We start from the raw sequence: 26032 nt of genomic DNA, 5'->3' as shown, positions 1-26032 counted from the left end.
CGCGACATCCGGATCCCGGGACGGGCGCCCCCACCCGTCCCGGGGTTCCTCCGGCGTGCCCGGAAGCATCCCCGAACGACCAGAACCACCCACAAGGAAGGCACCCGCACATGACCGATCAGACCACCGTCAAGCAGCTGCGCCTCGGCCTCTTCGAGAACGCCCAGGCGAACGACTCCGGCACCGCGACCTGGCGGCACCCCGACAACGGGCGCTACCTGTTCGACAAGCTCGAGTACTGGCGCGACACCGCGCGCATGGTCGAGGACGCCGGGTTCGACTTCCTGTTCCTCGCGGATGCCTGGGGCTGGGCCGACGTCGCGGGCGAGCGCCCCGACATCTGCTCGGTCGAGGGCCTCGACCTGCCGCGACTCGACCCGGCGATCATCCTCGCCGCCCTCATCCCCGAGACCACGCGCCTGGGGCTCGTCGCGACCGGGTCGACCCTGCTCGAACCGCCCTACTCCTTCGCGCGTCGCATGGCCACGCTCGACATCCTCTCCGGCGGGCGCATCGGCTGGAACGTGGTCACCACCGGCACGGCCGACACCGCGGTGCAGGGCTTCGGCGTTGCGATGGTCGGCCACGACGAGCGCTACCTCATGGCCGACGACTTCATGCAGGTCGTCTACAAGCTGTGGGAGCAGGCGTGGGAGGAGGGCGCCCTGGAGCGCGACAAGTCCGGCCGCTTCGCCGACCCGTCCAAGGTGCACCGCATCGCCCACGACGGTCCGTACTTCCGCTCGCACGGCTACGGCAACACCTCGCGCTCGCCGCAGGGCACGCCGGTGCTGTTCCAGGCGGGGGCATCGCCGGCCGGCCGAGAGTTCGGCGGCAAGCACGGTGAGGCGATCTTCGTCGGCAGCGGCTCCGTCGAGCAGCTCCGCAGCCACTCCTCGGCGATCCGCGAGGAGGCCGTGAAGAACGGACGCGCGGCCGACGACGTGAAGATCATGTCGGCGTTCGCCGCCGTGGTGGGCAGCACCGAGGAAGAGGCCCGACGCAAGTACGCCGAGGTCGCCGATGCGCAGAACCCCGATGTCACGGTGGCCTCGTACGCGTGGTTCACCGGCCTCGACCTGTCGGCGTACGCCCCGAACACGCCGATGTCGGAGCTCAGCACCGAGCTCTCTCAGACCCAGGTCGCCCGCTTCGCCGACAAGACCGTCGGCGACGTGCTCGGCGACTGGCACGCGCACGGCGTCGGTGCGCGCCCGATCGTCGGCACACCCGAGCAGGTGGCGGACCGGATGATCGAGCTCGCCGACGGCGCCGACCTCGACGGGTTCCTGTTCGCCCCGGTCATCCCGCCGGCCTCCACCGTCGACTTCATCGAGCACGTGCTGCCCATCCTCAAGGAGCGCGGCGCGATCGCCGAGCCCTCGGCCGAGCCGCAGTCGCTGCGCGAGCGCCTGGTCGGCACGCCGACGCCGGCACTCGCCGACTCGCACACGGGTTCGCAGTACCGGCGGACGATGTCGCGTGTCTGACACCCTCGCCGGTGTCGCCGTCGTGGGGAGCGCGAACCTCGACCTCGTGGTCGAGGTGGCGCGCCCCCCACGCGTCGGCGAGACTCTGCTCGGTCGGGCCGGCGGCCGCTTCTCCGGCGGCAAGGGGCTGAACCAGGCCGTCGCCTCCGCACGCAGCGGGGCGCCGACGCGCTTCTGCGGCGTCGTCGGGCGGGACGAGGCCGGCGACGTGCTCGAGCGGACCCTGACGGATGCCGGCGTCGTCGCGGCCCTGCGCCGCAGTGCCGAAGCCCCGACCGGGGTGGCCCACGTGCTCGCGCTCGACGACGGCGACAACAGCATCGTCGTCGCGGCGGGGGCGAACGCCGAGCTGGATCCGGAGGACGCGGTCGCCGGGATCGCCGGAGCTGCCGTCGTGCTGGCGCAGCTCGAGGTGCCCGCAGCCGGTGTGGCCGCGGCACTGCGGGCGGGACGCGCGGCCGGAGCCCTCACGATCCTGAACGCCGCCCCGGCGCACGAGGCGGCGCTCGGCATGCTCCCCGACGTGGACGTGCTCGTGGTGAACGAGACCGAATGCGCCGAGCTCGGCGGGATCGACCGGCTGCAGGATGCCGGCGCCGGGACGGTGGTGCTGACGAGGGGTTCCGGGGGAGTGACGCTGCACCGCCGCGGTCTCGATCCGCTCGCCGTCGCCGCGTTCCCGATCGAACCCGTCGACACGACAGGGGCCGGTGACGCGTTCTGCGGGGCCCTGGCTGCGACGCTCGCCCAGGGGGAGCCGATCGAGGATGCCCTGGTTCGTGCGTGCGCAGCGGGCGCCGTCGTGGCGCAGCACCGTGGTGCGACGACCCCCGCACTCTCGCCCGAGGCGATCGCGGTCCTGGTCGCCTCGCGCTGAGGGCTAGGTCGAGGGTGCGGCGTCGGCGGGCGCGGCGTCCTCCGCCGTCTCTCCCGCGAACGTGTACTCGCCGGTGCGCAGCCGCTCCAGCAGGTCGAGCAGCCACTGCTTCTCGGCCGTGAGCCGGGCCGTCGAGAGGTCGAAGATCTCCCGCACGTACTTCGGCGTGGTCTCGGAGCGCAGCGTGTCCTGCACATCGAAGCCGTTCTGCGTGATGATCGCGTCGCTCTTGATGAGGCGGTGCTCGAGCCCGGCGATCACCTCCTGCCGGCTCAGCACGAACATGAACGAGGCCACGGTCATGATGGCCTGCGTGTCGAAGGCCGCGACGTTCCAGAGGTTCTCGCGCAGCATCCGCTGCAGCTCGACCTCGCCCGCCGGAGTGATGCGGTAGGTCGTGCGTGCGGGGCGCTTGCCCTCCGCCTCGGTGCCGCTCTCGGCGATGTAGCCGTCGACCTCGAGGGCGCGCAGCGCGTTGTAGATCGAACCGGGCTGGATGTGCGCCCATTCGTCGACGTGCCAGGTCATGAGCTCGCGGCGGAGGAAGTACCCGTGCACGGGCTGGAACTGCTTCACGGCGCCGAGGACGACGAGGCGGGTGGTCGACATGCCCCTCATGCTAACGGCTGACATCACAGATTCCTGTTGTTTGCATGATCAAACTTGCCTATTATCGGAACTAGTCAAAGTTGACTAACGAAAGGAAGCCGAAATGACGACTGCCGTGACCGACGCCCTGCCGCGCGACCTCGCCCTCCGCCGGGCGTTCTCGGTGTACCCGACCGGCGTCGTGGCCCTCGCCGCGCACGTCGACGACCGTGCCGTCGGGATGGCCGTCAACTCCTTCACGTCGATCTCGCTGGAACCCGCGCTTGTCGCGATCAGCGCGGCGCGCACGTCGAAGACCTGGCCGGTGCTGCGCGAGGTCCCCGAACTCGGCATGAGCGTGCTCGCCGCCCACCACGAGCCCCTCAGCCGGTCCCTCTCGGCCCGCGACGGCGACCGCTTCGGCGGACACGCCTGGCAGCGTACCGACGGCGGCGCGGTGCTGATCTCGGATGCCGCGCTCTGGCTCACCTGCCGCCTGCACAGCACCGTCGACGGCGGCGACCACGAGATCGCGCTGTACGAGATCGCCGACATCACCCTGTTCGACGACGTGGAGCCGCTCGTCTTCCACCAGAGCCGCTACCGCTCGATCGCCGCCCCCGAGAGCGCGTGAGCACGCCGCCGCTCGGGGAGATCGCGGGCGTCGTCGTCCCGGGTGACGGTCGGGGACGCGAGCTCGGCTTCCCGACGGCGAACCTGGCGACGGACCCCGGCGACCTCCCCGCCGACGGCATCTACGCGGCCTGGGTGCGGATCGACGAAGATCCGCAGCCCCGGGCGGCGAGCGTCAGCGTCGGAGCGAATCCGACGTTCGCCGGCGCACGGGAGAGGCGGGTGGAGGTGCATCTGCATGACGCGGACCTCGACCTGTACGGGCGGCGCCTGGCCGTGACGCTCGTCGCCCGACTGCGGCCGACGCTGCGGTTCGACGGCGTCGACGCGCTGATCGCTCAGACGGCGGACGACGTCGTCCGCTGCCGTCGGCTGCTGGCCGCGGTGCGGATGGTGCCCTAGGCGGCGTTCCAGCGCAGGCGCACGTCGGTCGTGAAGTCCGCGAGCGGGCCGGTCGCGTCCGCGACGGGGAACATCGTGACCAGCAGCGGCGCGGCGTCCGCGGTCGGGGCGACGGCATAGGCGAGCGCGGTCGGACACTGGGCTGCGCCGAGAGCGAGCACGGTGCGCCGTGCGTCGACGCTCCGGGTGGCGCCGGCCGCGGGTGTCGCGAGGAGGGCGGATGCCGCGGCGGTGGCCCGCGCGAGCAGGGTCGGCCCCTCGAGCCAGGGATGGAACGCGTCGGTCGTCAGGCCGCACGCGCGGGCCAGTGCGCCCTCGGTCCAGCGGTCCCGCTTGAGTCCGTAGGGCGTCGCCTCGAGCGACAGCAGGTAGCCGTAGCAGTGCAGCACTCCGGCATTTCCGACCGGCCAGTCCGACGCCACGCCGGCCCGCGCATGCAGCTCCTCGAACAGGGGTCGGGGGATCACCGCGGTGCCCGTGTTCTCGTCGATGACCGTCGATCGACCCCATGCGATGAAGCGGTCGGTGCGGTGATCGTCGTCGAGCGCCGCGCCGAGCCAGGGGAGGGCGTCGAGGGCGAGGCGTGCGCCGGTGGCGGTGCCGTCGGCGGCGAGGTGCGCCGCGCGGGTGAGCTGGTCGAGTTCGGACACGGCGCTCACCATACGCGACTCCTGTGGACGGATTGTTCACACGGCGTTCACACGCTCGGGACCTTCTGTCCACAATCGTTCCTGATGATGGACGGAGCGTCCCCACAGAAAGAACTCCGTGAACTCCATTCTCCTCTTCGATTTCGACGGCACGATCGCCCTCGGCGACGGTCCGGTCCTCGCCTACGCGCAGCAGGTCGCCGCGGCCCTCGGCGACGACGGCTCCCTCATCGACGACATCCGCTCGGTCCTGGCCGCCGCCGATGACGACTCCCTCGACGGCTACGACGCGGTGCGCCGCGTGGCCGAGGCCAGGGGAGCGGATGCCCGCCTCCTCAGCGCCGCGTACCTCGCCAGCCGCGCGCAGCTGGGGACCGAGGGCGCGCCGATCAGCGCTCCGGACGGTCTCGCCGACTTCCTCGCGTCAGTCGACGCCGAGCGGATCCTCGTCACGAACGCGCCGGACATCCGCATCGGCGACGCCCTCGACGCCCTCGGCCTCGGCGGGCTGTTCGACCGGATCGTCACCGGCGCCGGCAAGCCCCGCGGGCTCGACACCCTGCTCGCCGAGCTCCCCGCCGATGCGCGGGTGCTGAGCATCGGCGACATCTGGCACAACGACCTGGCTCCCGCTCATGCCCGTGGCCATGCGACGGCTCTGATCGGCGGGTTCTCCGACCCCGACGCCACCCCCACCTTCCGCGCCGCCGAGTTCTCGACGCTGGTGCCCCAGCTCGAAGCCTGGCTGCGCGGCTGAGACCCCTCCCTCCCTCACACACCCACCCATCGAAGGATGAACATGCGTACCTCTCTCTTCCGCTCCTCCGCAGCGGGCCTCGTCGCGGTCGGCGCCCTGCTGACCGTGGCGCTCGCGGGCTGCTCCGGCAGCACCGCCGCACCCGGCGAGTCCTCCGCTCCGGCCGCCGACCCCGACTCGATCGTGCTCGCACTCGTCCCCTCGCAGGACCAGGACGGGCTCGTCGACACCGCGGCGCCCCTGACCGACTACCTGACGAAGGAGCTCGGCATCGAGGTCACCGGCGTCGTGTCGAAGGACTACCAGGCCGCCGTCGAGGCGATGGGTGCCGGCCAGGCGCAGATCGGCTTCCTGCCGTCGCTGCAGCTGTGGCAGGCGAACGACATGTACGACGCGAAGGTCGTGCTGCAGACCGAGCGCAACGGCAACATCACCTACCCGGCGCAGTTCATGACGAACAACCCCGACAAGTACTGCGACGACGAGCCGGTCGAGCGCGACGGGATGCTGTTCTGCAACGGCGCCGACGCGATGACGGGCCCGGCGGGCCTGGACAGCATCGACAAGGTCAAGGGCGCGAAGGTCGCCGTCCTCGGCCCCGGTTCGCCCGCCGGCTACATCTACCCGATCCTCGCGCTGCAGGAGGCGGGCCTCGACACCGACACCGACATCCAGCAGATCCCCGTCACCGCGAACGACGCCTCGGTGCTCGCGGTCTACAACGGCGACGCCGAGGTCGGCTTCAGCTTCTGGGACGCGCGCACGATCGTCGCGAAGGACACCCCCGACGTCGGCCAGAAGGTCGTCGTGTTCGCGATGACCGAGGAGATCCCGAACGACGGCGTCGCGCTCTCGTCCGACCTCTCGCCCGAGCTGCAGGACCGCATCACGAAGGCGCTCGAGGACTTCTCGAACACCCCCGAGGGCTCCGAGATCCTCACCAGCATCTACTCGATCACCAAGCTCGCCCCGGCCGACCCCGACTCGCTCGACGTCGTCGCCCGTGCCGCGCAGGCCCTGGGGCTCCAGTAAGTTGTCCGATCAGATCCAGCACGTGGACGCCGCAGCTCCGGCTGCGGCGTCCACGCCGTGGTCCATCCGCCTCGACGAGGTCACGGTGCGCTATCCCAACGGCACCGTCGGCCTGAACCGGGTGTCGCTCGACATCGCCGCCGGCGAGATGGTCGCCGTCGTCGGGCTCTCCGGATCCGGCAAGTCCACGCTCATCCGCACGATCAACGGCCTCGTGCCCGTCACGAGCGGCACACTCGATGTGGGGGAGCACCGCGTGAGCGGCGCCTCGCCGCGCACCCTCCGCCGGCTCCGCGGCGACATCGGCATGGTCTTCCAGGGCTTCAACCTGGCGGGACGCGCGAGCGTGCTGCAGAACGTGCTCGTCGGACGCCTCGCCCACACGCCCCTGTGGCGCACGCTCCTCGGCGCCTACCCGGAGGCCGACAAGCAGCTCGCCTACCAGGCACTCGATCGCGTCGGCATCCTGCCCAAGCTGCACTCCCGCGCCTCCGAGCTCTCGGGCGGACAGCAGCAGCGGGTCGCGATCGCCCGCGCCCTCGCGCAGGAACCCCGCATCGTCCTCGCCGACGAGCCCGTCGCGAGCCTCGACCCGCCGACCGCGCACGGGGTCATGAACGACCTGCGCCGCATCAACCGCGACCTCGGCATCACGGTGCTCGTCAACCTGCACCTGCTCGACCTCGCCCGCGAGTACGGCGCACGGATGATCGGCATGCGCGCCGGCGAGGTCGTCTACGACGGGCCGGCCACGAGTGCGACCGACGCCGACTTCGAGAGCATCTACGGCCGCTCGCTCACCCCCGACGACCGGCTGGACGTATGAGCATCGACCCGAACCCTCCGGTCCTCGACGTCCCCGCCCGCCCGGCAGGCGCGTGGAAGGGCCCGGTGATCGTCGCCGCGGTCGTGGCGGTCACCGTGCTGATGTGCCTGCCGGTGATCGGCATCGGCGTCGACTTCTCGGCCATCGCACGCAACTGGCAGAACGGCGCCGACAAGATCATCCAGCTGCTCCTGCCCGACTGGAGCTTCTTCCCCCGCACCATCCCGCCGCTCATCGAGACGCTGCAGATGGCCGTGATCGCCACCGCCATCGGCGCGGCCGTCTCGCTGCCGCTCAGCTTCTGGGCCGCGCGCGCCACCAACCCGAACGCCCCGGCGCGCATCATCGTGCGCGGCATCCTCAACGTGATCCGCAGTGTCCCCGACCTGCTGTACGCAGCCATCCTCGTCGCGATGGTCGGCGTGGGCGCGCTCCCCGGCATCCTGGCGCTGCTGCTGTTCAACGTCGGCATCATCGTGAAGCTCGTGTCCGAGGCGATCGACACCAACGACCGCGGACCGCTCGAGGCCGGGCGTGCCGTGGGCGCGACGCAGGCCAAGATCAACCGCACGCTCGCGCTGCCCGACGCCTGGCCGGCGTTCGCGAACCAGACCCTGTACGTGTTCGAGCTGAACGTGCGCGCGTCGACGGTGCTCGGCCTCGTCGGCGCCGGCGGCATGGGCCTGCTCATCGACGCGGTGCGCACCTTCTACCGCTACGACCAGCTCTCGCTCATCATCCTGGAGATCCTCATCGTCGTCATCGTGATCGACCTCGTCTCGGACGCCATCCGACGGAGGCTCGTATGAGTGCGGCGCTCACCGTCCCCGCCAAGCCCCGGCGTCCCTGGCTGATCGCCGGGTGGGCGCTCGTCACCGGCATCGTGGTCCTGGCGTTCTGGTCGATCGACATCGACTGGACCCGCCTCTCCGATCTGCCGTCCGAGATCGTCCGCTACACGTTCCTGATGTTCTCCGCGCCGAACTGGGAGAAGCTGCCGGAGGCGCTGTGGCAGACGTGGCGCAGCATCGAGATGGCCTGGGTCGGCACGATCCTCGGCATCCTGCTCGCCACCCCGCTGAGCCTGCTCGCCGCCCGCGGGTTCGGGCCTGCCTGGCTCCGGGCGCTGCTGCGCGGACTCTTCTCGCTGATCCGCGCCGTGCCGGAGATCATCATCGCGATCGTGATCCTCTCGGTCACGGGCCTCACACCGTTCACGGGCGCGCTCGCCCTCGCCATCAACGGTGTCGGCACCCTCGGCAAGTGGGGGTACGAGGCGGTCGAGGCCGTGCCCCGTGGGCCCATCGAAGCGGCGCGCGCGGCCGGCGGCGGCACCCTCCAGGTGCTGCGCTGGGGAGTGTGGCCGCAGGCCGAACCGGCGTTCTGGTCGTTCTGGCTCTACCGCTTCGAGATCAACGTGCGCTCCTCGGCGGTGCTCGGGCTGATCGGCGTCGGCGGAATCGGCGACATGCTGACCTCGTACACCCAGTACCGTGAGTGGTCGACGGTGGGTGTCCTGCTCATCGTGGTCGTCGTGGTGACGATGCTGATCGATGCCGCATCCGGAGCCATCCGCCGCCGGATCATGGAGGGAGCCCGCAGCCGTGTTCTCGCCTAGCGCCCCGCCCACCGCGCGCATCGCCGCGGTGCTCAACACCCTGCAGCCGGCCGAGCGCCGCGTCGCCGAGCTGATCGTCGAATCCGCCGATGAAGTCGTGGAGTGGACCGCGCAGGAGCTCGCCGACCGCGCCGGAGTCGGCCGCGCCACGGTCGTCCGCACCTGTCAGAGCTTCGGCTACCGCGGGTACCCGCAGCTGCGCGTCGCGCTCGCCGCCGAGCTGGGCAGCAGCCCGGGCGAGGCGGCGGTCGACCACGGACCGGGCGTGCTCGGTCGCATGCGCGGCGAGATCGACCGACTCGCCGGCTCGCTGCCCGCCCTCGCCAGCCTGCTGGATCCGGATGCGGTCGCCGAGGCCGTGCGCCTCTCGGCCTCCGCCCGTCGCCTGCTCGTGCTGGCGAACGGACTGTCGTCGCCGATCGCGAACGACCTCGCGATGCGGCTGACCGCGGCCGGACGCTCGGCCGAGTTCATCGCGGATGCCATCGCACAGCAGATCGCCGCCCGTCACCTCACGGCGGAGGACGTGTGCCTCGTGGTGAGCGGCTCCGGAGCGAACGAGGCGAGCCTGCGCGTCGCGACCGCGGCGGCCCGCGGCGGAGCGACCGTCATCGCGCTGACGTCGTTCGCCGCGTCGGCACTGACCGAAGTCGCGACGCTGTCCCTCGTGATCGCCCCGACCGGGGTGAGCTTCCGTGACGAGCTCGAGCACACCTCCCGCGTGGCGTACCTCGTGTTCGCGGAGGTCTTCGCCGCGGCCGTCACGACCGAGCGTGGCGAGGATGCCGTCCAGGCGCGCGCCCATGCCCTCGAGGTCGTCTCCGCCAACCTCGGGGAGAGCGCCGCGGACTAGCTCCCGCGCTCAGTCCCGAGCCGTCTGCAGGATAGTCCAGAGCTCGGCGCGGGCGGGGAAGGTCGAGAGGTCGATGTCGAGCAGGGCGCCGGCCTGGGCGATGCGGGAGCGCAGGGTGTGCCGGTGCACGCCGAGCGCGGCCGCGGCGGACTCGGCCCTCGCGTCGTGCTCGAGCCAGGTGCGCAGCGAGCGCTCCAGCTCGGCACCCGTGCGGGCGTCGTGCTCGCGCACCGGTGCGAGGCGCGACTCCGCCACCAGGCGCGCCTCGTCCGTCGCCAGCGCCGTGAGGATGCTTGAACCCACGGTGTCGGCGTAGCGTGCGACGCCGTGCACCCCCTGCTGGCGCAGGGCTGTGAGCGCCTGCGCGTGCGCCCGGCCGAACGCGTCGTAGCCGTCCGGATCCGAGACGCCGATGCGGATGCCGAAGCGCGCCGCGACCTCGTCGAGCAGGCCCTCGTCACCGGCGGACAGGCACATCGTCACGCCGTCCTCGGACTCGGCCAGGAAGACGGGGATGCCGTGCTCCACGCGGTGCCGCTCCCACCAGTCCGTGAGCGCGCCGGCCGGTGCGTCCGCGGCGACGGCCACGACAACCGGTGCGGGCGGCAGGCTGCCCAGCACCCGCCGGGCGAGGGTCGGATCGTCGGAGAGCAGCGATCCGAGGAGCTGCGCGTGCAGACGACGACGGCTCCGGGCCAGCTGCTCGCTCTGCTCCATGGCGAGCCCGGCCATCGCGATCACCGAGGTCACGACCGACCGCGCCTCGGGGTCGAGGGCGTCGACGGCCAGGGCAATCACGCCGCGGAGATGACCGCCACGCCCCACCGTGAACAGCATGAAGGTGTGCGCGCCGAGGGTGAGCGACTGTCCGGCCTCGAGCCCGCGGGTGAGGATCTCCATCACCCGCTCGCCCAGGGCGTCGAGCACGCGGTCGTCGATCCGGTCCCGCGGATGCGAGACCAGCACGGCCCCCGCGGCGTCGAACATCCCGGCCCAGACGTCGAGCCGCCGCGCGAGCTCGGCGATCGTCGCCTCGAGCCCGCTCGGACGCAGTGCCGCGAGGGCCAGCGCGCGCTGGGTGTCCAGCGCCCAGGACCGTCGAGCGTAGGCCTGCGCGGCGATGGCCTCGGAGTGCGCGCGGGCGACCGCGATGAACGGCGTGCGGTACGGCACCGTGAACAGCGGCATCCCGTGGGTGGCGCACGCCGCGACGAGCTCCTCCGGGATGCCGGCGCGGTGCACTTCGGTGCCGAAGCCGAGGCCGAGGACGCCGCGGTCGGAGAGGCGCCCGACGTACGTGTCGATGCCGACCGCCTCGTCGAACTGCGTGCCCGTGGTCAGCAGCGCCAGATCCTCCGACAGGAACGGGGTCGGATCGGCGAGGTCCGAGCTGTGCACCCAGCGCAGCGGGCGGTCGAGTGCGCCGTCCGCCAGATCGGCCTCGCGGGGGACGAGCGCGAGCCCGAGGTCGCGACGGCGGAGCAGGGACCGCAGCGTCGGGTGATCCTCTCCGGCCATGCGAACTCCCGAAATGTACAGTGGGGCGAAATCCTCATCTAGATTGTACGACCCGGCGAGTGCGAGGCGCTTCCCCGCCGCCGTACGCTCGCGAACATGGCACTCCTCGACACCGCAGCCCCCGCAGTCCCTCTCGGCGGACCCGACCTCCCGCAGGAGCGTCGCCTGGTCACGGACCTCCCCGGCCCTCGCTCGGCCGAGATCCTCGCGCGCAAGGCGGATGCCGTGGCGGCGGGTGTCGGACACACGGTCCCGATCGCAGCGGTCGCCGCGGGCGGCGGCGTCGTGGTGGACGCCGACGGCAACTCGCTCATCGACCTCGGCTCCGGCATCGCCGTGACCACGGTCGGCAACGCGCACCCCAAGGTCGCCGCGGCCGTCGCCGCGCAGGCCGCGCAGTTCACGCACACCTGCTTCATGATCTCGCCGTACGAGTCGTACGTCGGTGTCGCCGAGGCGCTCAACCGCGTCACCCCCGGTGACTTCGCGAAGAAGAGCGCGCTGTTCAACTCCGGTGCCGAGGCCGTCGAGAACGCGATCAAGATCGCCCGCAAGTTCACCGGCCGCCAGGCCGTCGTCGCCTTCGACCACGGCTACCACGGCCGCACCAACCTGACGATGGCGCTCACCGCCAAGTCGATGCCCTACAAGAGCGGCTTCGGACCCTTCGCGCCCGAGGTGTACCGCGCCCCGATGTCGTACCCGTTCCGCGATGGGCTCGACGGCCGCGAGGCCGCCGCCCGCGTCATCCTCCAGCTCGAGAAGCAGATCGGCGCCGACAACCTGGCCGCGGTCATCATCGAGCCGATCCAGGGCGAGGGCGGCTTCATCGTCCCCGCCGACGGCTTCCTCCCCGCGATCGTCGACTGGTGCCGCGCGAACGGCGTCGTCTTCATCGCCGACGAGGTGCAGACCGGCTTCGCCCGCACGGGGCACATGTTCGCGAGCGAGATCTTCGGCATCGAGCCCGACCTGATCACGACGGCCAAGGGCATCGCGGGCGGCCTTCCGCTCGCGGCGGTGACCGGCCGTTCCGAGATCATGGACGCCTCGCACTCCGGCGGACTCGGCGGCACGTACGGCGGCAACCCGATCGCCTGCGCTGCGGCCCTCGCCTCGATCGACGTGTTCGAGAACGACGGCGTGATCGAGCGTGCGCGCGAGATCGGCACCATCCTCACGGACCGCCTCACCGCGATCCAGCAGAACGACCCGCGCGTCGGCGACGTCCGCGGCCACGGCGCGATGATCGCCGCCGAGTTCGTCGACCCCGAGACCAAGGCCCCGAACGCCGCTCTCACGGCAGCCGTCGCCAAGGCCTGCATCGCCCAGGGCGTCATCGTGCTCACCTGCGGAACGTACGGCAACGTCATCCGCTTCCTTCCTCCGCTCTCGATCGGCGACGACCTGCTGAACGAAGGCCTCGACATCGTGGCTGCCGCCCTCGCCGCGGCCACGGACTGACGTGCGGCCGCGCACCCGCGCGGCCCACACCCCTGTCCGGTCGCGACCCCAATCGGGGGATTTCGGGTCGCGACCGGCACTACTTCACCCAACGAAGGAGTTGCAGATGGCTGAGATCACTCGCGACGTACTGATCGTCGGCGCCGGAGCCGCAGGGCTCACCGCGGCGAACGACCTGCGCAAGGCCGGCCTGTCGGTCGCCGTCCTGGAAGCCCGCGACCGCGTGGGCGGACGCCTCTGGACCGACGTCATCGACGGCGCCATGCTCGAGATCGGCGGCCAGTGGGTCTCGCCGGATCAGGACGCGCTCAAGGACGCGATCGAGGAGCTCGGGCTCGAGACGTACAGCCGCTATCGCGAAGGCGACAGCGTCTACGTCGGCCCCGACGGGAAGGCGCACCGCTTCACCGGCGAGATGTTCCCCGTCGCCCCGGAGACCGAGGCGGAGATCGCCCGGGTCACCGACATCCTCGACGCCCTGGTCGCCGAGATCGACCCGGACCGCCCGTGGGCGCACCCGAGCGCGGCCGACTGGGACTCCATCTCCTGGGACGCCTGGCTGCGTCAGCAGACCGACGACGACGAGGCCGTGCGCAACCTGGCCTTCGCCACCGGATCGGCGATGCTCACCAAGCCGACGCACGCGTTCTCGCTGCTGCAGTCGCTGCTGATGGCGGCATCCGCCGGCTCGTACTCCAACCTCGTCGACGCCGACTTCATCCTGGACAAGCGCGTCGTCGGCGGACTGCAGCAGGTTCCGCTGCGACTGGCCGAGCGCCTGGGCGACGACGTGCTGCTGAACCAGCCCGTGCGCACCCTGGAGTGGTCGGACGCCGGCGTCGTGGCCACCACGGACGAGCTCACGGTCCGCGCCCGCCACGCGATCCTCGCGCACGCCCCCGTGCTGTACAGCCGTATCTCGTTCGTCCCGCCGCTGCCGCGTCGTCAGCACCAGCTGCACCAGCACCTGTCGATGGGCTTCGTCATCAAGGTGCACGCCGTCTACGACCGCCCGTTCTGGCGCGAGCAGGGCCTCAGCGGCACCGCGTTCAGCCCCTACGAGCTCTCGCACGAGGCGTACGACAACACGAACCACGGCGACGAGCGCGGCACCCTGGTCGGCTTCGTCTCCGACGCCAACGCCGACGGCGTGTTCGAGCTCTCGGCCGAGGAGCGCAAGGAGCGCATCCTCGAGTCGCTCTCGCACTATTACGGCCCCGAGGCCAAGAACCCGGTCGTCTACTACGAGAGCGACTGGGGCAGCGAGGAGTGGACCCGCGGTGCCTACGCCGCGAGCTTCGACATGGGTGGTCTGCACCGCTACGGCGCCGACCTCCGCACGGCCGTCGGTCCGATCCACTTCGCGTGCAGCGACATGGCCGGTGCCGGATACCAGCACGTCGACGGGGCGATCCGGATGGGCCACCTCGTGGCTTCGAACATCGTCGAGGCCGGTCGCGACGCCGGCGCTGTCGAGAGCGGCAGCTGATGACCGGCTCGGTCGTCGTGGGCTACACGGCGACGGATGCGGGAGCGGATGCCGCGGCGCTCGGTGCGCGGCTCGCCCGCAGCCTCGGTGCGACGCTGCACCTGGTGATCGTGCTGCCCAACGAGGGCACGCGCAGCGCCGCGGTCCCGCCGGAGCGCGCCTACGAGGAGCACATCCGGGCCCAGGCCAAGAAGTGGCTGGGCGACGCGGTCGTCCGGCTGCCGCAGGAGCTGACCCGCAGCGGTCACGTGCGCTTCTCGGAGTCGTTCGCCGAGGGTCTCATCGCCGCCGGCGAGGAGTTCGGCGCCCGGGTGATCGTGATCGGCGCGGCGGGAGGCGGCATCCTCGGACGCCACCGGCTCGGCAGCGTCGCGTCGGAGCTCCTGCACTCGTCGACCATCCCGGTCGCGCTGGCACCGGTGGGTGCGGCGCTCCAGGACGACCACGTCATCCCGCGGGTGACGGTCGCCGTCGGCTCGCGCCCCGGCGCCGATGCGCTGCTCGACGAGGCGGTCGCCCTCGCCGGGGACAGCGGCGTCGATCTCCGGCTGGTGTCCCTCGTGCCGTTCGACGTGCCGCCCGGTCTCGACACCGGGGCGATCCGCACGGTCGGCGACACGCACGCGCAGGAGGTCCTCGCGATGGCGACGGAGCTGCTGCCCGACGGTCGCACCGCCGCCGTCGAGAAGGCACCGGGCGACTCCGTCGAAGACGCCGTCGCGCATCTGTCCTGGCTTCCCGGCGAGGTCGTCCTGGTCGGCTCCAGCCGACTGGCCCAGCCCCGCCGCCTGTTCCTGGGCTCCACGGCAGCGAAGATGCTGCACGAGCTGCCCGTCCCCATGATCGTCGTCCCGCGTACCCGCAACGAGGCAGGAGAACGCTGATGAGCAGCACGAACCGGGCGACGGAGCCCGAATCCGGTGTCACGACCGGCATCTCCACGAAGGGTCTGAGCGCCGGAACCGTCGGCCTCATCGGCGCGGTCGTGATCGGCATCTCGTGCATCGCCCCCGCGTACACGTTCACCGCGGCCGTCGGCCCGGTGGCCTCCACGGTCGGTGCGCAGATCCCGGCGATCATCCTCGTCGGCTTCATCCCGATGCTCCTGGTGGCCTTCGGCTACCGCGAGCTCAACAACCGGATGCCGGACTCCGGCACCTCTTTCACGTGGGCGGCGCGCGCCTTCGGGCCGTGGATCGGCTGGATGGCGGGATGGGGGCTGGTGGTCGCGACCATCCTGGTGCTCTCGAATCTCGCCGGCATCGCCGTGGACTTCCTCTTCCTGCTCATCTCGCAGGTCACGGGGAACGCCGACATCGCGGGCATCGCGAGCAACACCTGGATCAACATCGGCGTGTGCCTGCTGTTCATGCTCGGCGCCACCTGGATCTCGTACCGCGACATGCAGACGACGCAGAAGCTGCAGTACTGGCTCGTCAGCTTCCAGATCCTCGTGCTGGTCTTCTTCGCGGTCGCCGCGATCGTGCAGGCGGTGAGCGGCAACGGCTTCGACTACCAGCCGTTCGACCTGAACTGGTTCAACCCCTTCGCGATCTCGTCGTTCAGCGCCGTGGCCGCCGGCCTCTCCCTCTCGATCTTCATCTTCTGGGGGTGGGACGTCACCCTCACCATGAACGAGGAGACGAAGGACCCGGAGAAGACCCCCGGGCGCGCAGCCACCGTCACGGTGCTCACGATCGTCTCGCTGTACCTGCTCCTCGCGGTCGCGATGATCATGTTCGCCGGCGTCGGCACCGGCGCGCTGGGCCTCGGCAACGAGGACATCCAGGAGAACGTGTTCTTCCACCTCTCCGGTCCGATCCTCGGCCCGCTGGCGTTCCTCGTTTCGCTCGCCGTCCTCACCAGCTCGGCATCGTCGCTGCAGTCCACGTTCGTGGGCCCCGCGCGCACCCTGCTGGCGATGGGGCACTACGGCGCCCTGCCGAAGTCGTTCGCGAAGGTCAGCCCGCGCTTCTTCACCCCCGGGTACGCGACCATCGTGTCGGCCATCGTCGCCTCCGCCTTCTACGCCGTCATGCGCGTGGTCAGCGAGGACACGCTCTGGGACACGATCCTCACGCTCGGCATGATGATCTGCTTCTACTACGGCATCACCGCGTTCGCGTGCGTCTGGTACTTCCGCAAGCAGTGGTTCGACTCGACGAGGAACTTCTTCTTCACGTTCCTCTTCCCGCTCGTCGGCGGCGCCATCCTCGCGGTGCTCTTCTTCACCACGCTGATCGACTCGATGGATCCCGCCTACGGCTCCGGCTCGAACATCGGCGGCGTCGGCATCGTGTTCATCCTCGGGATGCTGATCATCGTCGTCGGCATCGCGGTCATGATCTGGAATGCGGTCCGTCGGCCCGCCTTCTTCCGCGGCGAGACGCTGGGCATCGACGCACCGCCCAGCCGACGCAAGCGCTCCTAGCCCTCCTCACAGAAAGAGAATCATGAGCACTCAGACCGAACAGGCGCTCCTGGACAGCATCCCCACCGGCCTCTTCATCGGCGGTCAGTGGATCGACGGCGAGACCGGCGACACGTTCGACGTGCAGGATCCGGCGACCGGGGCTGTCATCCGGACGATCGCGGACGCGACGCCGGCCGACGGCATCCGCGCACTCGACGCCGCGGTCGCCGCTCAGGACGAGTGGGCGGCGACCGCGCCGCGCGTGCGCAGCGAGATCCTCCGCCGAGCCTTCGACCTCGTGCAGGAGCACAAGGAGGACCTGGCGCTGCTCATGACGCTCGAGATGGGCAAGCCGCTCGCCGAGGCACGGGGAGAGGTCGTCTACGGTGGCGAGTTCCTGCGCTGGTTCAGCGAGGAGGCCGTGCGCATCAGCGGCCGCTACGGCATCAACCCCGAGGGCACCGGCCACATGGTCGTGTCGCAGCGACCGGTCGGGCCGTCGTTCTTCGTGACGCCGTGGAACTTCCCGTTCGCGATGGCGACGCGCAAGATCGCGCCCGCCCTCGCCGCCGGCTGCACCGTCGTGATCAAGCCCCCGGCACTCACCCCGCTGACGACGATCTACTTCACGAAGCTGCTCGAGGAGGCCGGCCTGCCCGCCGGTGTCGTCAACGTCGTGCAGACCTCGAAGTCGAGCGCGCTGTCGGCGCCCATCATCGCCGATCCCCGTCTGCGCAAGCTGTCCTTCACCGGCTCGACCGAGGTCGGGCGCAAGCTCATCGCCCAGGCGGCGGAGGGCGTGCTGCGCGTGTCGATGGAACTCGGCGGCAACGCCCCGTTCGTGGTGTTCGACGACGCCGACCTCGACAAGGCGGTGGACGGCGCGCTGGCCGCGAAGTTCCGCAACATCGGCCAGGCGTGCACCGCGGCCAACCGCTTCATCGTGCACAAGGACGTCGCGGGCGAGTTCGCCAAGCGCGTCACCGAGCGCGTCAACGACATGAGGATCGGCCGCGGCACCGAAGACGGCGTGGCGATCGGACCGCTCATCGACGCGGATGCCGTCGCCAAGGCCGGCGAGCTCGTGGACGACGCGGTCGGCCGCGGTGCGACGCTGCTCGCCGGTGGAAAGGCGGTCGAGGGGACGGGGACGTTCTACGAGCCCACCGTGCTCACCGACGTGGTCGCCGGCAGTGCGATCCTCCGCGAGGAGATCTTCGGACCGGTGCTCGCGATCGCGACCTTCGAGACCGAGGAGGAGGCCGTGCGCCTGGCGAACGACACCGAGTACGGGCTCGTCTCGTACGTGTTCACCGAGAACCTGCAGCGCGGCCAGCGGATGATCGACGGCCTCGAGACCGGCATGATGGGTCTCAACGTGGGCGTGGTCTCCAACGCGGCTGCTCCCTTCGGCGGCGTCAAGCAGTCCGGCGTCGGCCGCGAGGGCGGCTTCGAGGGTATCCACGAGTACCTGTCCACCAAGTACACGCTGATCCCGGTCTCCTGACCGAGCAGCCAGAGGAGGAGAGAACATGACCGATTACGCCGTCATCAACCCCGCCACCGGAGAGACGCTGGCGTCCTTCGACACCTTCACGGACGCTCAGATCGACGAGGCCGTCGCCGCTGCCGACGAGGCCCACCGCGAGTGGTCCCGCTCGTCGACGGTCGCCGAGCGCGCGGCCCTCGTGCGCCGCGCGGCCGAGCTGCATCGTGAGCGCCGCGAGGAGCTCGCCGACATCTTCGTGCGCGAGATGGGCAAGCCCCGCGAGGCCGCCCTCGGCGAGGTCGACTTCGCCGCCGACATCGCGGAGTACTACGCCGACCAGGCGGAGTCGATCATGGCCGACCAGCCGATCGCGATCCTGGGGGAGGGGTCGGCCATCATCCGCCGCTCCTCGCTCGGCCCGCTCGTCGGCATCATGCCGTGGAACTTCCCGGCGTACCAGATCGTCCGCTTCGCCGCACCCAACCTGACCGTGGGCAACACGATCCTGCTCAAGCCGGCGCCGCAGTGCCCGGAGTCGTCGACCGCGATCGAGAAGATCTACCACGACGCCGGTTTCCCGAAGGGCGCGTACCAGAACGTGCTCGCCACGAACGAGCAGATCGCGACGATGATCGCCGACCCGCGCGTGCAGGGCGTCTCGCTCACCGGATCCGAGCGGGCGGGCGCGGCCGTCGCCGAGATCGCCGGCCGCAACCTCAAGAAGGTCGCGCTCGAGCTGGGCGGCTCCGATCCGTTCATCGTGCTCTCCACCGACGACCTCGACGCGACCGTGCAGGCCGGCGTCGACGCGCGTCTCGACAACAACGGGCAGGCGTGCAACGGCGCCAAGCGCTTCATCGTCGTCGACGGCCTGTACGACGCGTTCGTCGAGAAGTTCACCGCGGCGATGGCGGCGGTCCAGGCGACCGATCCCACGCTCGACGACACGGTCCTCGGCCCGGTCTCGTCCGAGACGGCCGCGGAGAACCTGCAGAAGCAGATCGACCAGGCCGTGGAGCAGGGGGCGACGCTGCTGACCGGCGGAACCCGTGACGGTGCGTTCTTCGCCCCGACCGTGCTCACCGACGTCACGCCCGAGATGAACGTGTACCGCGAAGAGCTCTTCGGCCCGGCCGCGGTCGTGTACCGCGTCGCGGACGAGGACGCGGCGGTCGAGCTGGCGAACGACACCACGTTCGGTCTCGGCTCCTACGTCTTCACGACGGATGCCGAGCAGGCCGAGCGCGTGGCCGACAAGATCGAGGCCGGCATGGTCTACGTCAACCTCGTGCTGGCCGACAGCCCCGAGCTGCCGTTCGGCGGCGTGAAGCGCAGCGGCACCGCTCGCGAGCTGGGTCACCTGGCCGCGGACGAGTTCGTCAACAAGAAGCTCATCCGCATCGGCTGAGCGCCTCGGACGAGGAAAAGGGCGGATGCTGCGGCATCCGCCCTTTCTTTGTAATGCGGAAAGCCAGACCTTCTACGCCTCCAACTGTGAAGCCTCGCTGCTGTCTGAATCGGCAAACGCGCCCTGTGGAGCGAGGCCTGCCATGAACTCGATTCGCTGTCGCTCTTTCAGCAACTCCGTTCCACGTGCGGTCAACGACCAATACTCCGTCTTATCTGACACCGGATGACGACGAGCCGACGGCTCCATGACGTCTAGAGTCATGAAGTCGGCAAGAAGTGCATTCCTGACGTTGACCGGGATCTTTTGAGCCTGTCGACGGTCGTCGTCCTCGTCTGCATCGTCGATGTGTACGGCATTCATCTCGAGAAGAGTGTCGACGAGATCGATAGTGATTTCGACCAGCATGTTTGGGGCAAGGATCGAAAACAAAGTGGAGTATGGCATAGGTCTCGCTTGAGCCCAGCCTGCATCCCCAGGGAATCTTGCAGTAAAGCGCCACTCCGCTTTTCGCATCTGGGACCAAAGCTCTGAAAGCTCGGCGGCCTCGTCGCGTTTGCTTTGCTCCTCAACTTCAACGATCCTCTTCCGGAGGACGGAGTTTTCTGCGCTCAGCCTGGATATCTCCGCCGTAACCTCGGGGCCGAGGGCCGACGTTGCGCGAACCCATCCCACGCGAGGCTGCGCGGTCATCGCCTTCACGAGGGCGACCGTGGACTTGCCATAGAGATCGTCGGCGTTCGTCCAGTATCCAATCGGCTTCTTTTCAACCAGAGTCCTGAAGTCTGCCAAGTGCGCGATCGCATCGGCGTCGGAGTCCATCCGATCAGCTTGCCAGGACGCTGCTGGATCGATCACAAACCCGATTGTGGGGACACCTTTGGCGACCGCGTACTCGTACTCCTTCCGGGTAAAGCTCACGCCTCCGTCCATCGATCCGTATCGATGCGCGAGAATCACAACGTAGTAGTCGCTCTCTTCAATGTGCCGAGCGATAATTGGCCATTGAGCTTCGTCGGCAGCGCTAAACATCTCCATCCCGACCGGGATGTGTCCCATCTCCAAGATGCCTTGGATGACGCGATCGCGTTCGGCCTTGAGATCTTCATATGTCGAGCTCACGAAGATCTGGTACTTCACGGCCACTGTGGTCTCCAATCGACTCGTGACAGCAGGCTAGCGTGTTGATGAATGCCTCGTTGACGTCTGTGCGACGGACTGGCGGATGCTGAGCGCCTCACGATCAGATTCCCGCGGGCAGGGGGCCTAGGCGAAGGTGTTTGGGCGCGGTCCTGCTTTGCCTCTCAGCGGCACGGCACCGCTCGCGAGCTGGGGCACCTGGCCGCGGACGAGTTCGTCAACAAGAAGCTCATCCGCATCGGCTGATCACGGCGGCTTCGCACAGGGGGACGGACGCGACCGCGTCCGTCCCCCTGTGCGTGCCGGCGGCGGGTGGGGCACAATGGGCGGCATGAGCGCGCACACCGACCCCATCGAGACGCTGACCTCCGAGCAGAGTTGGGAACGGCTCGGCACGCAGGAACTGGGGCGACTCGTCACCCACGTCGGGGACACGATCGACATCTTCCCGGTGAACTTCGTGGTCGACGGCGACGGGATCCTGTTCCGCACCGCTCCGGGCAGCAAGCTGTTCGAGCTGACGGTCAACACCGATGTGCTGTTCGAGGTCGACGACCACACCGACACCGACGCGTGGAGCGTGATCGTCCGCGGACACGCGACCGCGCTGGAGACGGACGCCGACGTGCACCGCGCAGATGCCGCGGGACTGCGCCCGTGGATCCCCACGCTCAAGCGGGTCTACGTCCGCATCGCGCCGGCTTCGGTCTCCGGTCGTGCGTTCCGTCGGAGCCCCGAGCCGGAGCGCGACGGCGCCCAGGAGTACTGACGCCTCACCCGCGACAGGCGGTGCCGTCGAGCCCCGCGTCCTGCCCCGGGCGTAGGGTCGAAGCATGGCCAACGTCGCTGAGAACATCGTCAAGACTCTGCACGCCAACGGGATCGACCGTGTCTACGGCCTTCCCGGGGACTCGCTGAACGGCTTCACGGACGCGCTGCGCAAGGACGGCACGATCCGCTGGGTGCACGTGCGGCACGAGGAGTCCGCCGCCTTCGCCGCGGCCGCCGATGCCGCGACGACCGGTGAGCTCGCGGTCGTCGCCGGCTCCTGCGGCCCGGGCAACCTGCACCTCATCAACGGCCTCTACGACGCCAACCGCTCGCGCGTCCCGGTGCTCGCGATCGCCGCGCACATCCCCACCACCGAGATCGGCACCGGGTACTTCCAGGAGACGCACCCGCAGGAGCTGTTCCGCGAGTGCAGCGTCTACGTCGAGTACGTCGCCGACCCGAAGCAGATGCCGCGCCTGCTGGAGATCGCCATGCGCGCTGCGATCGAGGAGCGGGGTGTCGCGGTGCTCGTGATCCCGGGCGACGTCGCCCTCGCCGAGATCGCCGACGACCGCGCCGTCGTGATCGAGCGCGCCCGACCCGTCGTCGTCCCCAGCGGACCCGAGCTCGAGAAGGCCGCGACGCTGCTGAACGCCGCGAAGAAGGTCACGATCCTCGCCGGAGCGGGCGTCGAGGGCGCGCACGACGAGGTCATCGCGCTCGCCGACAAGCTGGGCGCACCGATCGTGCACGCCCTCCGCGGCAAGGAGTTCATCGAGTACGACAACCCCTTCGACGTCGGGATGACGGGGCTGCTCGGCTTCGCCTCCGGTTTCCGGGCCATGGAGGCCGCCGAGGCACTGCTGGTGCTGGGCAGCGACTTCCCGTACGAGCAGTTCTACCCGGACGGCGCCACGACCATCCAGGTCGACATCCGCGGCGCACAGCTCGGCAAGCGGCATCCGCTGGACCTGGGGCTCGTCGGCGATGTGCGTGCGACCGCCGAGGCACTGCTGCCCCGGGTGGCGAGGAAGGACGACCGCGGCCACCTCGACGACTCGATCGCCCACTACCGGAAGACGCGGAAGAAGCTCGACGAGCTCGCGGTCCCGGCCAAGGGCAAGCGCCCCATCCATCCCCAGTACCTCGCGCGGCTCCTCGACGAGCTGGCGGCCGACGACGCGATCTTCACGGCCGACGTCGGCTCGCCGACCGTGTGGGCGGCGCGATACCTGTCGATGACAGAGGGCCGTCGCCTGATCGGGTCGTTCACCCACGGCTCGATGGCGAACGCGCTGATGCACGGCATCGGGGCACAGGTCGCGCACCCCGACCGGCAGGTCGTCGCGCTGGCCGGGGACGGCGGACTCGCCATGATGCTCGGCGAGCTGCTCACCCTGACGCAGAACAAGCTGCCGGTGAAGACCATCGTCGTGAACAACTCCTCGTTGAACTTCGTGGAGCTGGAGATGAAGGCCGCCGGTTTCGTCACCTACGGGACGGGACTGGACAACCCCAGCTTCGCGGCGATCGCGGAGGCGATGGGGATCTTCGCGCGCCGGGTCGAGCGAAGCGAAGACCTTCCGGATGCCGTCCGCGAGGTGCTCGCGCACGACGGGCCCGCCCTGCTCGACGTCGTCACCGAGCGGCAGGAGCTCTCCATGCCGCCCGCGATCGAGGCCGCGCAGGTGAAGGGCTTCGCGCTGTACGCGATCCGGACCGTCATGTCCGGTCGCGGCGACGAGCTCCTCGACCTCGCGAAGGCGAACTGGCGTCAGCTGTTCTGAGCCGCGCTCAGCTCTGCACGTGCGCGCGGACCTCGGCGGCCTCGCCGTGCCGGCCGAGCGCCTCGAGCACGTCGCCGAGCTCGAGCGAGGCCACCTGCAGCAGCGGCGGGTGACCGGCCGCGTGCTCGATGGCGCTGCGGTACACGGGCACGGCGTCGGCTGAACGCTCGTTCCCGGCGAGCACCCGTCCGGCGAACAGCTCCGAGCCGCCGGCGGACCCGACGTCGCCGAGGGCGGCGAACCCGTCGGCGGCGGTGAGCGCGGCCGAGACCGCCTCGTCGATCCGCCCGAGCTCGGCCAGGGCGCGTGCGCGCGAATCCGTCACGTCGGCGAGGAGCCAGCCGGCCTCGTGCTGCTGCGCGAGTGCGGCGACCTCGTCGAAGAGGGCGAACGCCCGCTCGTCGCTGCGACCGCCGTAGGCCTGACCGAGGCTGTGCAGCACCTCGGTCAGAGCGCCGACGGCATCCGGGTCACGACGCACGATCTCGGCCGCGGACTCGAGCAGCGCGATCGCATCGTCGTGCTCGTCGAAGCGCGCCAGGATCTTGGCCTGCTCGGTCATCGACATCGCCTGATCCGCATGCTCCTCGGCCTGGCCGAACAGCTCCGAGGCGTAGCCGTGGGCGCCGACGGCCTGGCCGAACTCGCCGGAGGCGCCCAGCGCCCGCGCCAGCATCGAGGCCGTCATCGCGCGGGAACCGGCGGGGACGTCCGCCTCCTCCTCGCGCTGCAGCACGTCGCCGAACAGCTCGGCGGCCTCTTCGGCGTCGCCGGCCCGCAGCATGGCGCGGGCGAGGCGGAAGTCCACGCCGGTCGTGTCTCCGCCGGCTTCGCCGCCGAGTCGCGCCGCGAGACGGTAGCGGGAGACGGCCTTCTCGGGCTCGTCCGCGTCTTCCCAGAGGGCTCCGGCGAGGAGGTGGGCTTCGCCGAGCGCGCGCGTCGCTCCGAGCTCCGCGAGCAGACGGCAGGCCTCGTCGGCGTCGGTGGCGCCCTCGAGGTAGGTGCTGCCGCCGCCGCGCACGCGTGCCCTGGTCTGCAGAGCCTGCGCCCGGTGTCCGGCGCTGAGGTCGTCCTGCTCGAGGAAGCGGTCGAGCAGCGAGCTCCCCGCCTCGAGGTCGCCCTTGCGCAGCACGGCGGAGATCGCGACGAGCGTCGTGGTGTTCGTCAGGCGGGTGTCCTCGGCCTCGGCGAACGATCGCGCGGCGACCTCGGCGTGGTCCAGCGCGGCATCCGCTTCGCCCGCCTGCAGGTGCAGGGCGGCACGGCTGATCGCGAGGTCGCCCCGGGACCAGGCGGGAAGCCCGTCGGAGACGGCGATCGCCTCTTCCAGCGCGGCGGTCGTCTCCGGGGTGTTCAGCCCGAACGTCGCCAGGCCCAGACGCTCCTCCAGGTCGGCCTGCGCGTCGAGGCCGGCGGATCGCAGCGCCGCGATGCGCTCGGGCAGCAGCTGCAGCGCCTCGTCGGCGCGGTCGAGCGCGATCAGGATGCCGAGGCGCATCGACAGCAGCTGGGCGCGCTTGGCCGGATCCTCGACCTCGAGAGCGCGGGGGAGGGCTTCGAGCGTCTCGTGCTCGGCGCCGAACTGGGCGAGCTGCATCACGCGCTCGAACCATCCGTCCGCGTCGACCGGGGTGGTCGAGGGGGCCGGGGCGACGAACGCATCGGACCGGATCGGCACGTCGTACTGCTCGGCCGCGAGTGCCCGCATCCGCTCCAGGCTGCGCGCGTGGCCGTCGGTGCCGTCGCGCTCGTCGAAGGCCGCGCCGATGCGGTCGGCGGCGGCCCAGGCCGATGCTGCGAGCTCGGCAGCGCTCCAGGCGCCGTCGTGCTCGCCGAAGAACGCGACCAGGGCGGGCGAGTCCGCGCCGCGCACGGGGGTGTCGCCGTGTCCGGCGGCCGTGACGCGGTCCAGGGCGACGGCGAGAGCGGCCAGGGCGGCGAAGTGCGCGTCGACGTTGAGTCCGTCGTGCGCCAGCCAGGCGATGTGCTTCTCGACGAGCGCCAGCGCGCGGGCCTCGTTGCCGGTGATCGCCGCGAACACGATGTTGTTGGCCACGATGCGCAGGTTGTCGGGGTTGTCCTTCGCCAGCCGGTAGCTGCGCAGGTGCGCGGTCTTCGCCTCGTCGACGCGCCCGGCGCGGAGGTAGGGGAGCAGCACGCGGGACAGTGCGTGCTCCGGCTCCTCACCGCAGGAGAAACCGCCCTCGATCATCTCCTCGACGAGGACGATCGCCTCCGCGTCGCGGTCGGTGTCCGCGAAGAAGCCGGCGATCTGGCTCCGGCCGCAGGCGTCGCAGTGGCTGTGGTCGTCGCGCGGGGTCGCCTCCAGCTGCACGCGCAGGGCTTCGGCGTCGTCCATGCGCCCGGCGTCCCAGGCGTCCTCGAAGCGCGCGGTGAGCACGCCGCTCACGCCCAGGCCGGCCGAGCGGTAGTGCGACTCCATGTCCTCGAGCACGGCCGCGATCTGCTCCTGCGAGAACGCCGGCGAGGAGCGCAGCGACGACGCCATCCACTTGAACTGCCACATCAGGTCGGCGCCGCCGTTGTCGAGGTCGGCGGGGAAGCGCTGCGGGTCGGCGTCGTGGTGCGCGAGGCACCACGCGAACGAGTTGAGCATGACGTCGGTGGCGCCGTTCATGTTGGCCGACGCCGTCTGGCGCATCCGGGCCTCGTACTCCAGCCGGTCGTCGCCGATCTCGACGGCCAGCGCGACCGCCTCCGACACGAGCGCCTGCTCGGCCGGGCCCCAGGGGGTGCGATCGATCTCCTCGATCAGCTGCTGGAAGCGCTTCTTCGGACGTGCCATGGACGGGGCCTTTCGGTGGAG

General features: G+C 70.4%; 23 protein-coding genes. 18 read left to right on the top strand and 5 right to left on the bottom strand.

The window, feature by feature from the left end:
• Window positions 1-110 precede the first annotated feature (110 nt).
• Together AC07VM_RS03095 and AC07VM_RS03090 are read left to right on the top strand one after the other, a co-directional pair.
• Window positions 111-1490 carry an NtaA/DmoA family FMN-dependent monooxygenase gene (locus tag AC07VM_RS03095; RefSeq protein WP_494909950.1) on the top strand — a complete coding sequence of 460 codons (1380 nt, stop codon included), beginning with the start codon at window positions 111-113 and terminating at the stop codon, window positions 1488-1490.
• Complete coding sequence (locus tag AC07VM_RS03090; RefSeq protein WP_494909949.1) at window positions 1483-2367, top strand: ribokinase; 885 nt, start codon at window positions 1483-1485, stop codon at window positions 2365-2367. Before AC07VM_RS03095 ends, AC07VM_RS03090 begins: the two co-directional genes overlap by 8 nt.
• 3 nt (window positions 2368-2370) lie before the next feature.
• On the opposite strand, the gene AC07VM_RS03085 is transcribed toward AC07VM_RS03090, so the two are convergent.
• Window positions 2371-2976, bottom strand: a complete 606-nt coding sequence (locus AC07VM_RS03085; protein WP_494909948.1) for a PadR family transcriptional regulator — start codon at window positions 2974-2976, stop codon at window positions 2371-2373.
• Window positions 2977-3079: 103 nt separating this feature from the next.
• Between AC07VM_RS03085 and AC07VM_RS03080 the strand changes: the two genes are divergently transcribed.
• Window positions 3080-3589, top strand: coding sequence for a flavin reductase family protein (locus tag AC07VM_RS03080; protein WP_494909947.1), 510 nt, complete (start codon window positions 3080-3082; stop codon window positions 3587-3589).
• A complete protein-coding gene (locus AC07VM_RS03075; RefSeq protein ID WP_494909946.1) occupies window positions 3586-3990 on the top strand; it encodes a riboflavin kinase in 405 nt (134 codons plus the stop codon). The genes AC07VM_RS03080 and AC07VM_RS03075 overlap by 4 nt, the downstream gene beginning before the upstream one ends.
• Here the strand turns inward: AC07VM_RS03075 and AC07VM_RS03070 are convergent.
• A complete protein-coding gene (locus AC07VM_RS03070) occupies window positions 3987-4640 on the bottom strand; it encodes an amino acid deaminase (RefSeq protein ID WP_494909945.1) in 654 nt (217 codons plus the stop codon). The genes AC07VM_RS03075 and AC07VM_RS03070 overlap by 4 nt on opposite strands.
• A 118-nt stretch (window positions 4641-4758) precedes the next feature.
• Between AC07VM_RS03070 and AC07VM_RS03065 the strand changes: the two genes are divergently transcribed.
• From AC07VM_RS03065 to AC07VM_RS03040, 6 genes are read left to right on the top strand one after another with little or no spacing between them, the layout of a single operon-like run.
• Entirely contained in the window at window positions 4759-5397 is a 639-nt protein-coding gene (locus AC07VM_RS03065) for an HAD family hydrolase (protein WP_494909944.1), read from the top strand.
• Between the two features lie 42 nt (window positions 5398-5439).
• Complete coding sequence (gene phnD, locus AC07VM_RS03060) at window positions 5440-6429, top strand: phosphate/phosphite/phosphonate ABC transporter substrate-binding protein (protein WP_267415637.1); 990 nt, start codon at window positions 5440-5442, stop codon at window positions 6427-6429.
• 1 nt (window position 6430) lies between these two features.
• Window positions 6431-7255, top strand: coding sequence for a phosphonate ABC transporter ATP-binding protein (phnC, locus tag AC07VM_RS03055; RefSeq protein ID WP_267415636.1), 825 nt, complete (start codon window positions 6431-6433; stop codon window positions 7253-7255).
• Window positions 7252-8064, top strand: a complete 813-nt coding sequence (gene phnE / locus AC07VM_RS03050) for a phosphonate ABC transporter, permease protein PhnE (protein WP_494909943.1) — start codon at window positions 7252-7254, stop codon at window positions 8062-8064. Before phnC ends, phnE (AC07VM_RS03050) begins: the two co-directional genes overlap by 4 nt.
• Complete coding sequence (gene phnE, locus AC07VM_RS03045) at window positions 8061-8873, top strand: phosphonate ABC transporter, permease protein PhnE (protein ID WP_494909942.1); 813 nt, start codon at window positions 8061-8063, stop codon at window positions 8871-8873. The genes phnE (AC07VM_RS03050) and phnE (AC07VM_RS03045) overlap by 4 nt, the downstream gene beginning before the upstream one ends.
• Window positions 8860-9726 (top strand): MurR/RpiR family transcriptional regulator, encoded by an 867-nt coding sequence (locus AC07VM_RS03040; protein WP_494909941.1) that lies wholly within the window; start codon window positions 8860-8862, stop codon window positions 9724-9726. The genes phnE (AC07VM_RS03045) and AC07VM_RS03040 overlap by 14 nt, the downstream gene beginning before the upstream one ends.
• Window positions 9727-9735: 9 nt before the next feature.
• On the opposite strand, the gene AC07VM_RS03035 is transcribed toward AC07VM_RS03040, so the two are convergent.
• A complete protein-coding gene (locus tag AC07VM_RS03035; protein WP_494909940.1) occupies window positions 9736-11244 on the bottom strand; it encodes a PucR family transcriptional regulator in 1509 nt (502 codons plus the stop codon).
• Window positions 11245-11340: 96 nt separating this feature from the next.
• Between AC07VM_RS03035 and gabT the strand changes: the two genes are divergently transcribed.
• The 6 genes from gabT to AC07VM_RS03005 all read left to right on the top strand — a co-directional run bounded on the left by gabT (window position 11341) and on the right by AC07VM_RS03005 (window position 19507).
• Window positions 11341-12708 (top strand): 4-aminobutyrate--2-oxoglutarate transaminase, encoded by a 1368-nt coding sequence (gene gabT, locus AC07VM_RS03030; protein ID WP_494909939.1) that lies wholly within the window; start codon window positions 11341-11343, stop codon window positions 12706-12708.
• Between the two features lie 106 nt (window positions 12709-12814).
• Entirely contained in the window at window positions 12815-14197 is a 1383-nt protein-coding gene (locus AC07VM_RS03025) for a flavin monoamine oxidase family protein (RefSeq protein ID WP_267415630.1), read from the top strand.
• Complete coding sequence (locus AC07VM_RS03020; RefSeq protein ID WP_267415629.1) at window positions 14197-15081, top strand: universal stress protein; 885 nt, start codon at window positions 14197-14199, stop codon at window positions 15079-15081. Before AC07VM_RS03025 ends, AC07VM_RS03020 begins: the two co-directional genes overlap by 1 nt.
• Window positions 15081-16628 (top strand): APC family permease, encoded by a 1548-nt coding sequence (locus AC07VM_RS03015; protein ID WP_267415627.1) that lies wholly within the window; start codon window positions 15081-15083, stop codon window positions 16626-16628. The genes AC07VM_RS03020 and AC07VM_RS03015 overlap by 1 nt, the downstream gene beginning before the upstream one ends.
• A gap of 22 nt (window positions 16629-16650) precedes the next feature.
• A complete protein-coding gene (locus AC07VM_RS03010; protein ID WP_494909937.1) occupies window positions 16651-18117 on the top strand; it encodes an NAD-dependent succinate-semialdehyde dehydrogenase in 1467 nt (488 codons plus the stop codon).
• Window positions 18118-18142: 25 nt separating this feature from the next.
• Complete coding sequence (locus tag AC07VM_RS03005; protein WP_494909936.1) at window positions 18143-19507, top strand: NAD-dependent succinate-semialdehyde dehydrogenase; 1365 nt, start codon at window positions 18143-18145, stop codon at window positions 19505-19507.
• A 72-nt stretch (window positions 19508-19579) separates the two neighbouring features.
• Here AC07VM_RS03005 and AC07VM_RS03000 read toward each other — a convergent pair whose 3' ends face one another.
• Window positions 19580-20653, bottom strand: coding sequence for a DUF4062 domain-containing protein (locus tag AC07VM_RS03000; RefSeq protein ID WP_494909935.1), 1074 nt, complete (start codon window positions 20651-20653; stop codon window positions 19580-19582).
• 325 nt (window positions 20654-20978) lie between these two features.
• Between AC07VM_RS03000 and AC07VM_RS02995 the strand changes: the two genes are divergently transcribed.
• Window positions 20979-21416, top strand: a complete 438-nt coding sequence (locus AC07VM_RS02995) for a pyridoxamine 5'-phosphate oxidase family protein (protein ID WP_494909934.1) — start codon at window positions 20979-20981, stop codon at window positions 21414-21416.
• A 64-nt stretch (window positions 21417-21480) separates the two neighbouring features.
• Window positions 21481-23205, top strand: a complete 1725-nt coding sequence (gene poxB, locus AC07VM_RS02990; protein ID WP_267415623.1) for a ubiquinone-dependent pyruvate dehydrogenase — start codon at window positions 21481-21483, stop codon at window positions 23203-23205.
• 7 nt (window positions 23206-23212) lie between these two features.
• Here the strand turns inward: poxB and AC07VM_RS02985 are convergent, their stop codons facing one another.
• Window positions 23213-26011 (bottom strand): hypothetical protein, encoded by a 2799-nt coding sequence (locus tag AC07VM_RS02985; RefSeq protein WP_494909933.1) that lies wholly within the window; start codon window positions 26009-26011, stop codon window positions 23213-23215.
• Window positions 26012-26032: the final 21 nt, after the last annotated feature.

Source organism: Microbacterium sp. GW821-FHT01D02, assembly GCF_059422585.1.
Note: the sequence above shows the minus strand (reverse complement) of the source record. Positions and strands in the feature narration are given on the sequence as shown.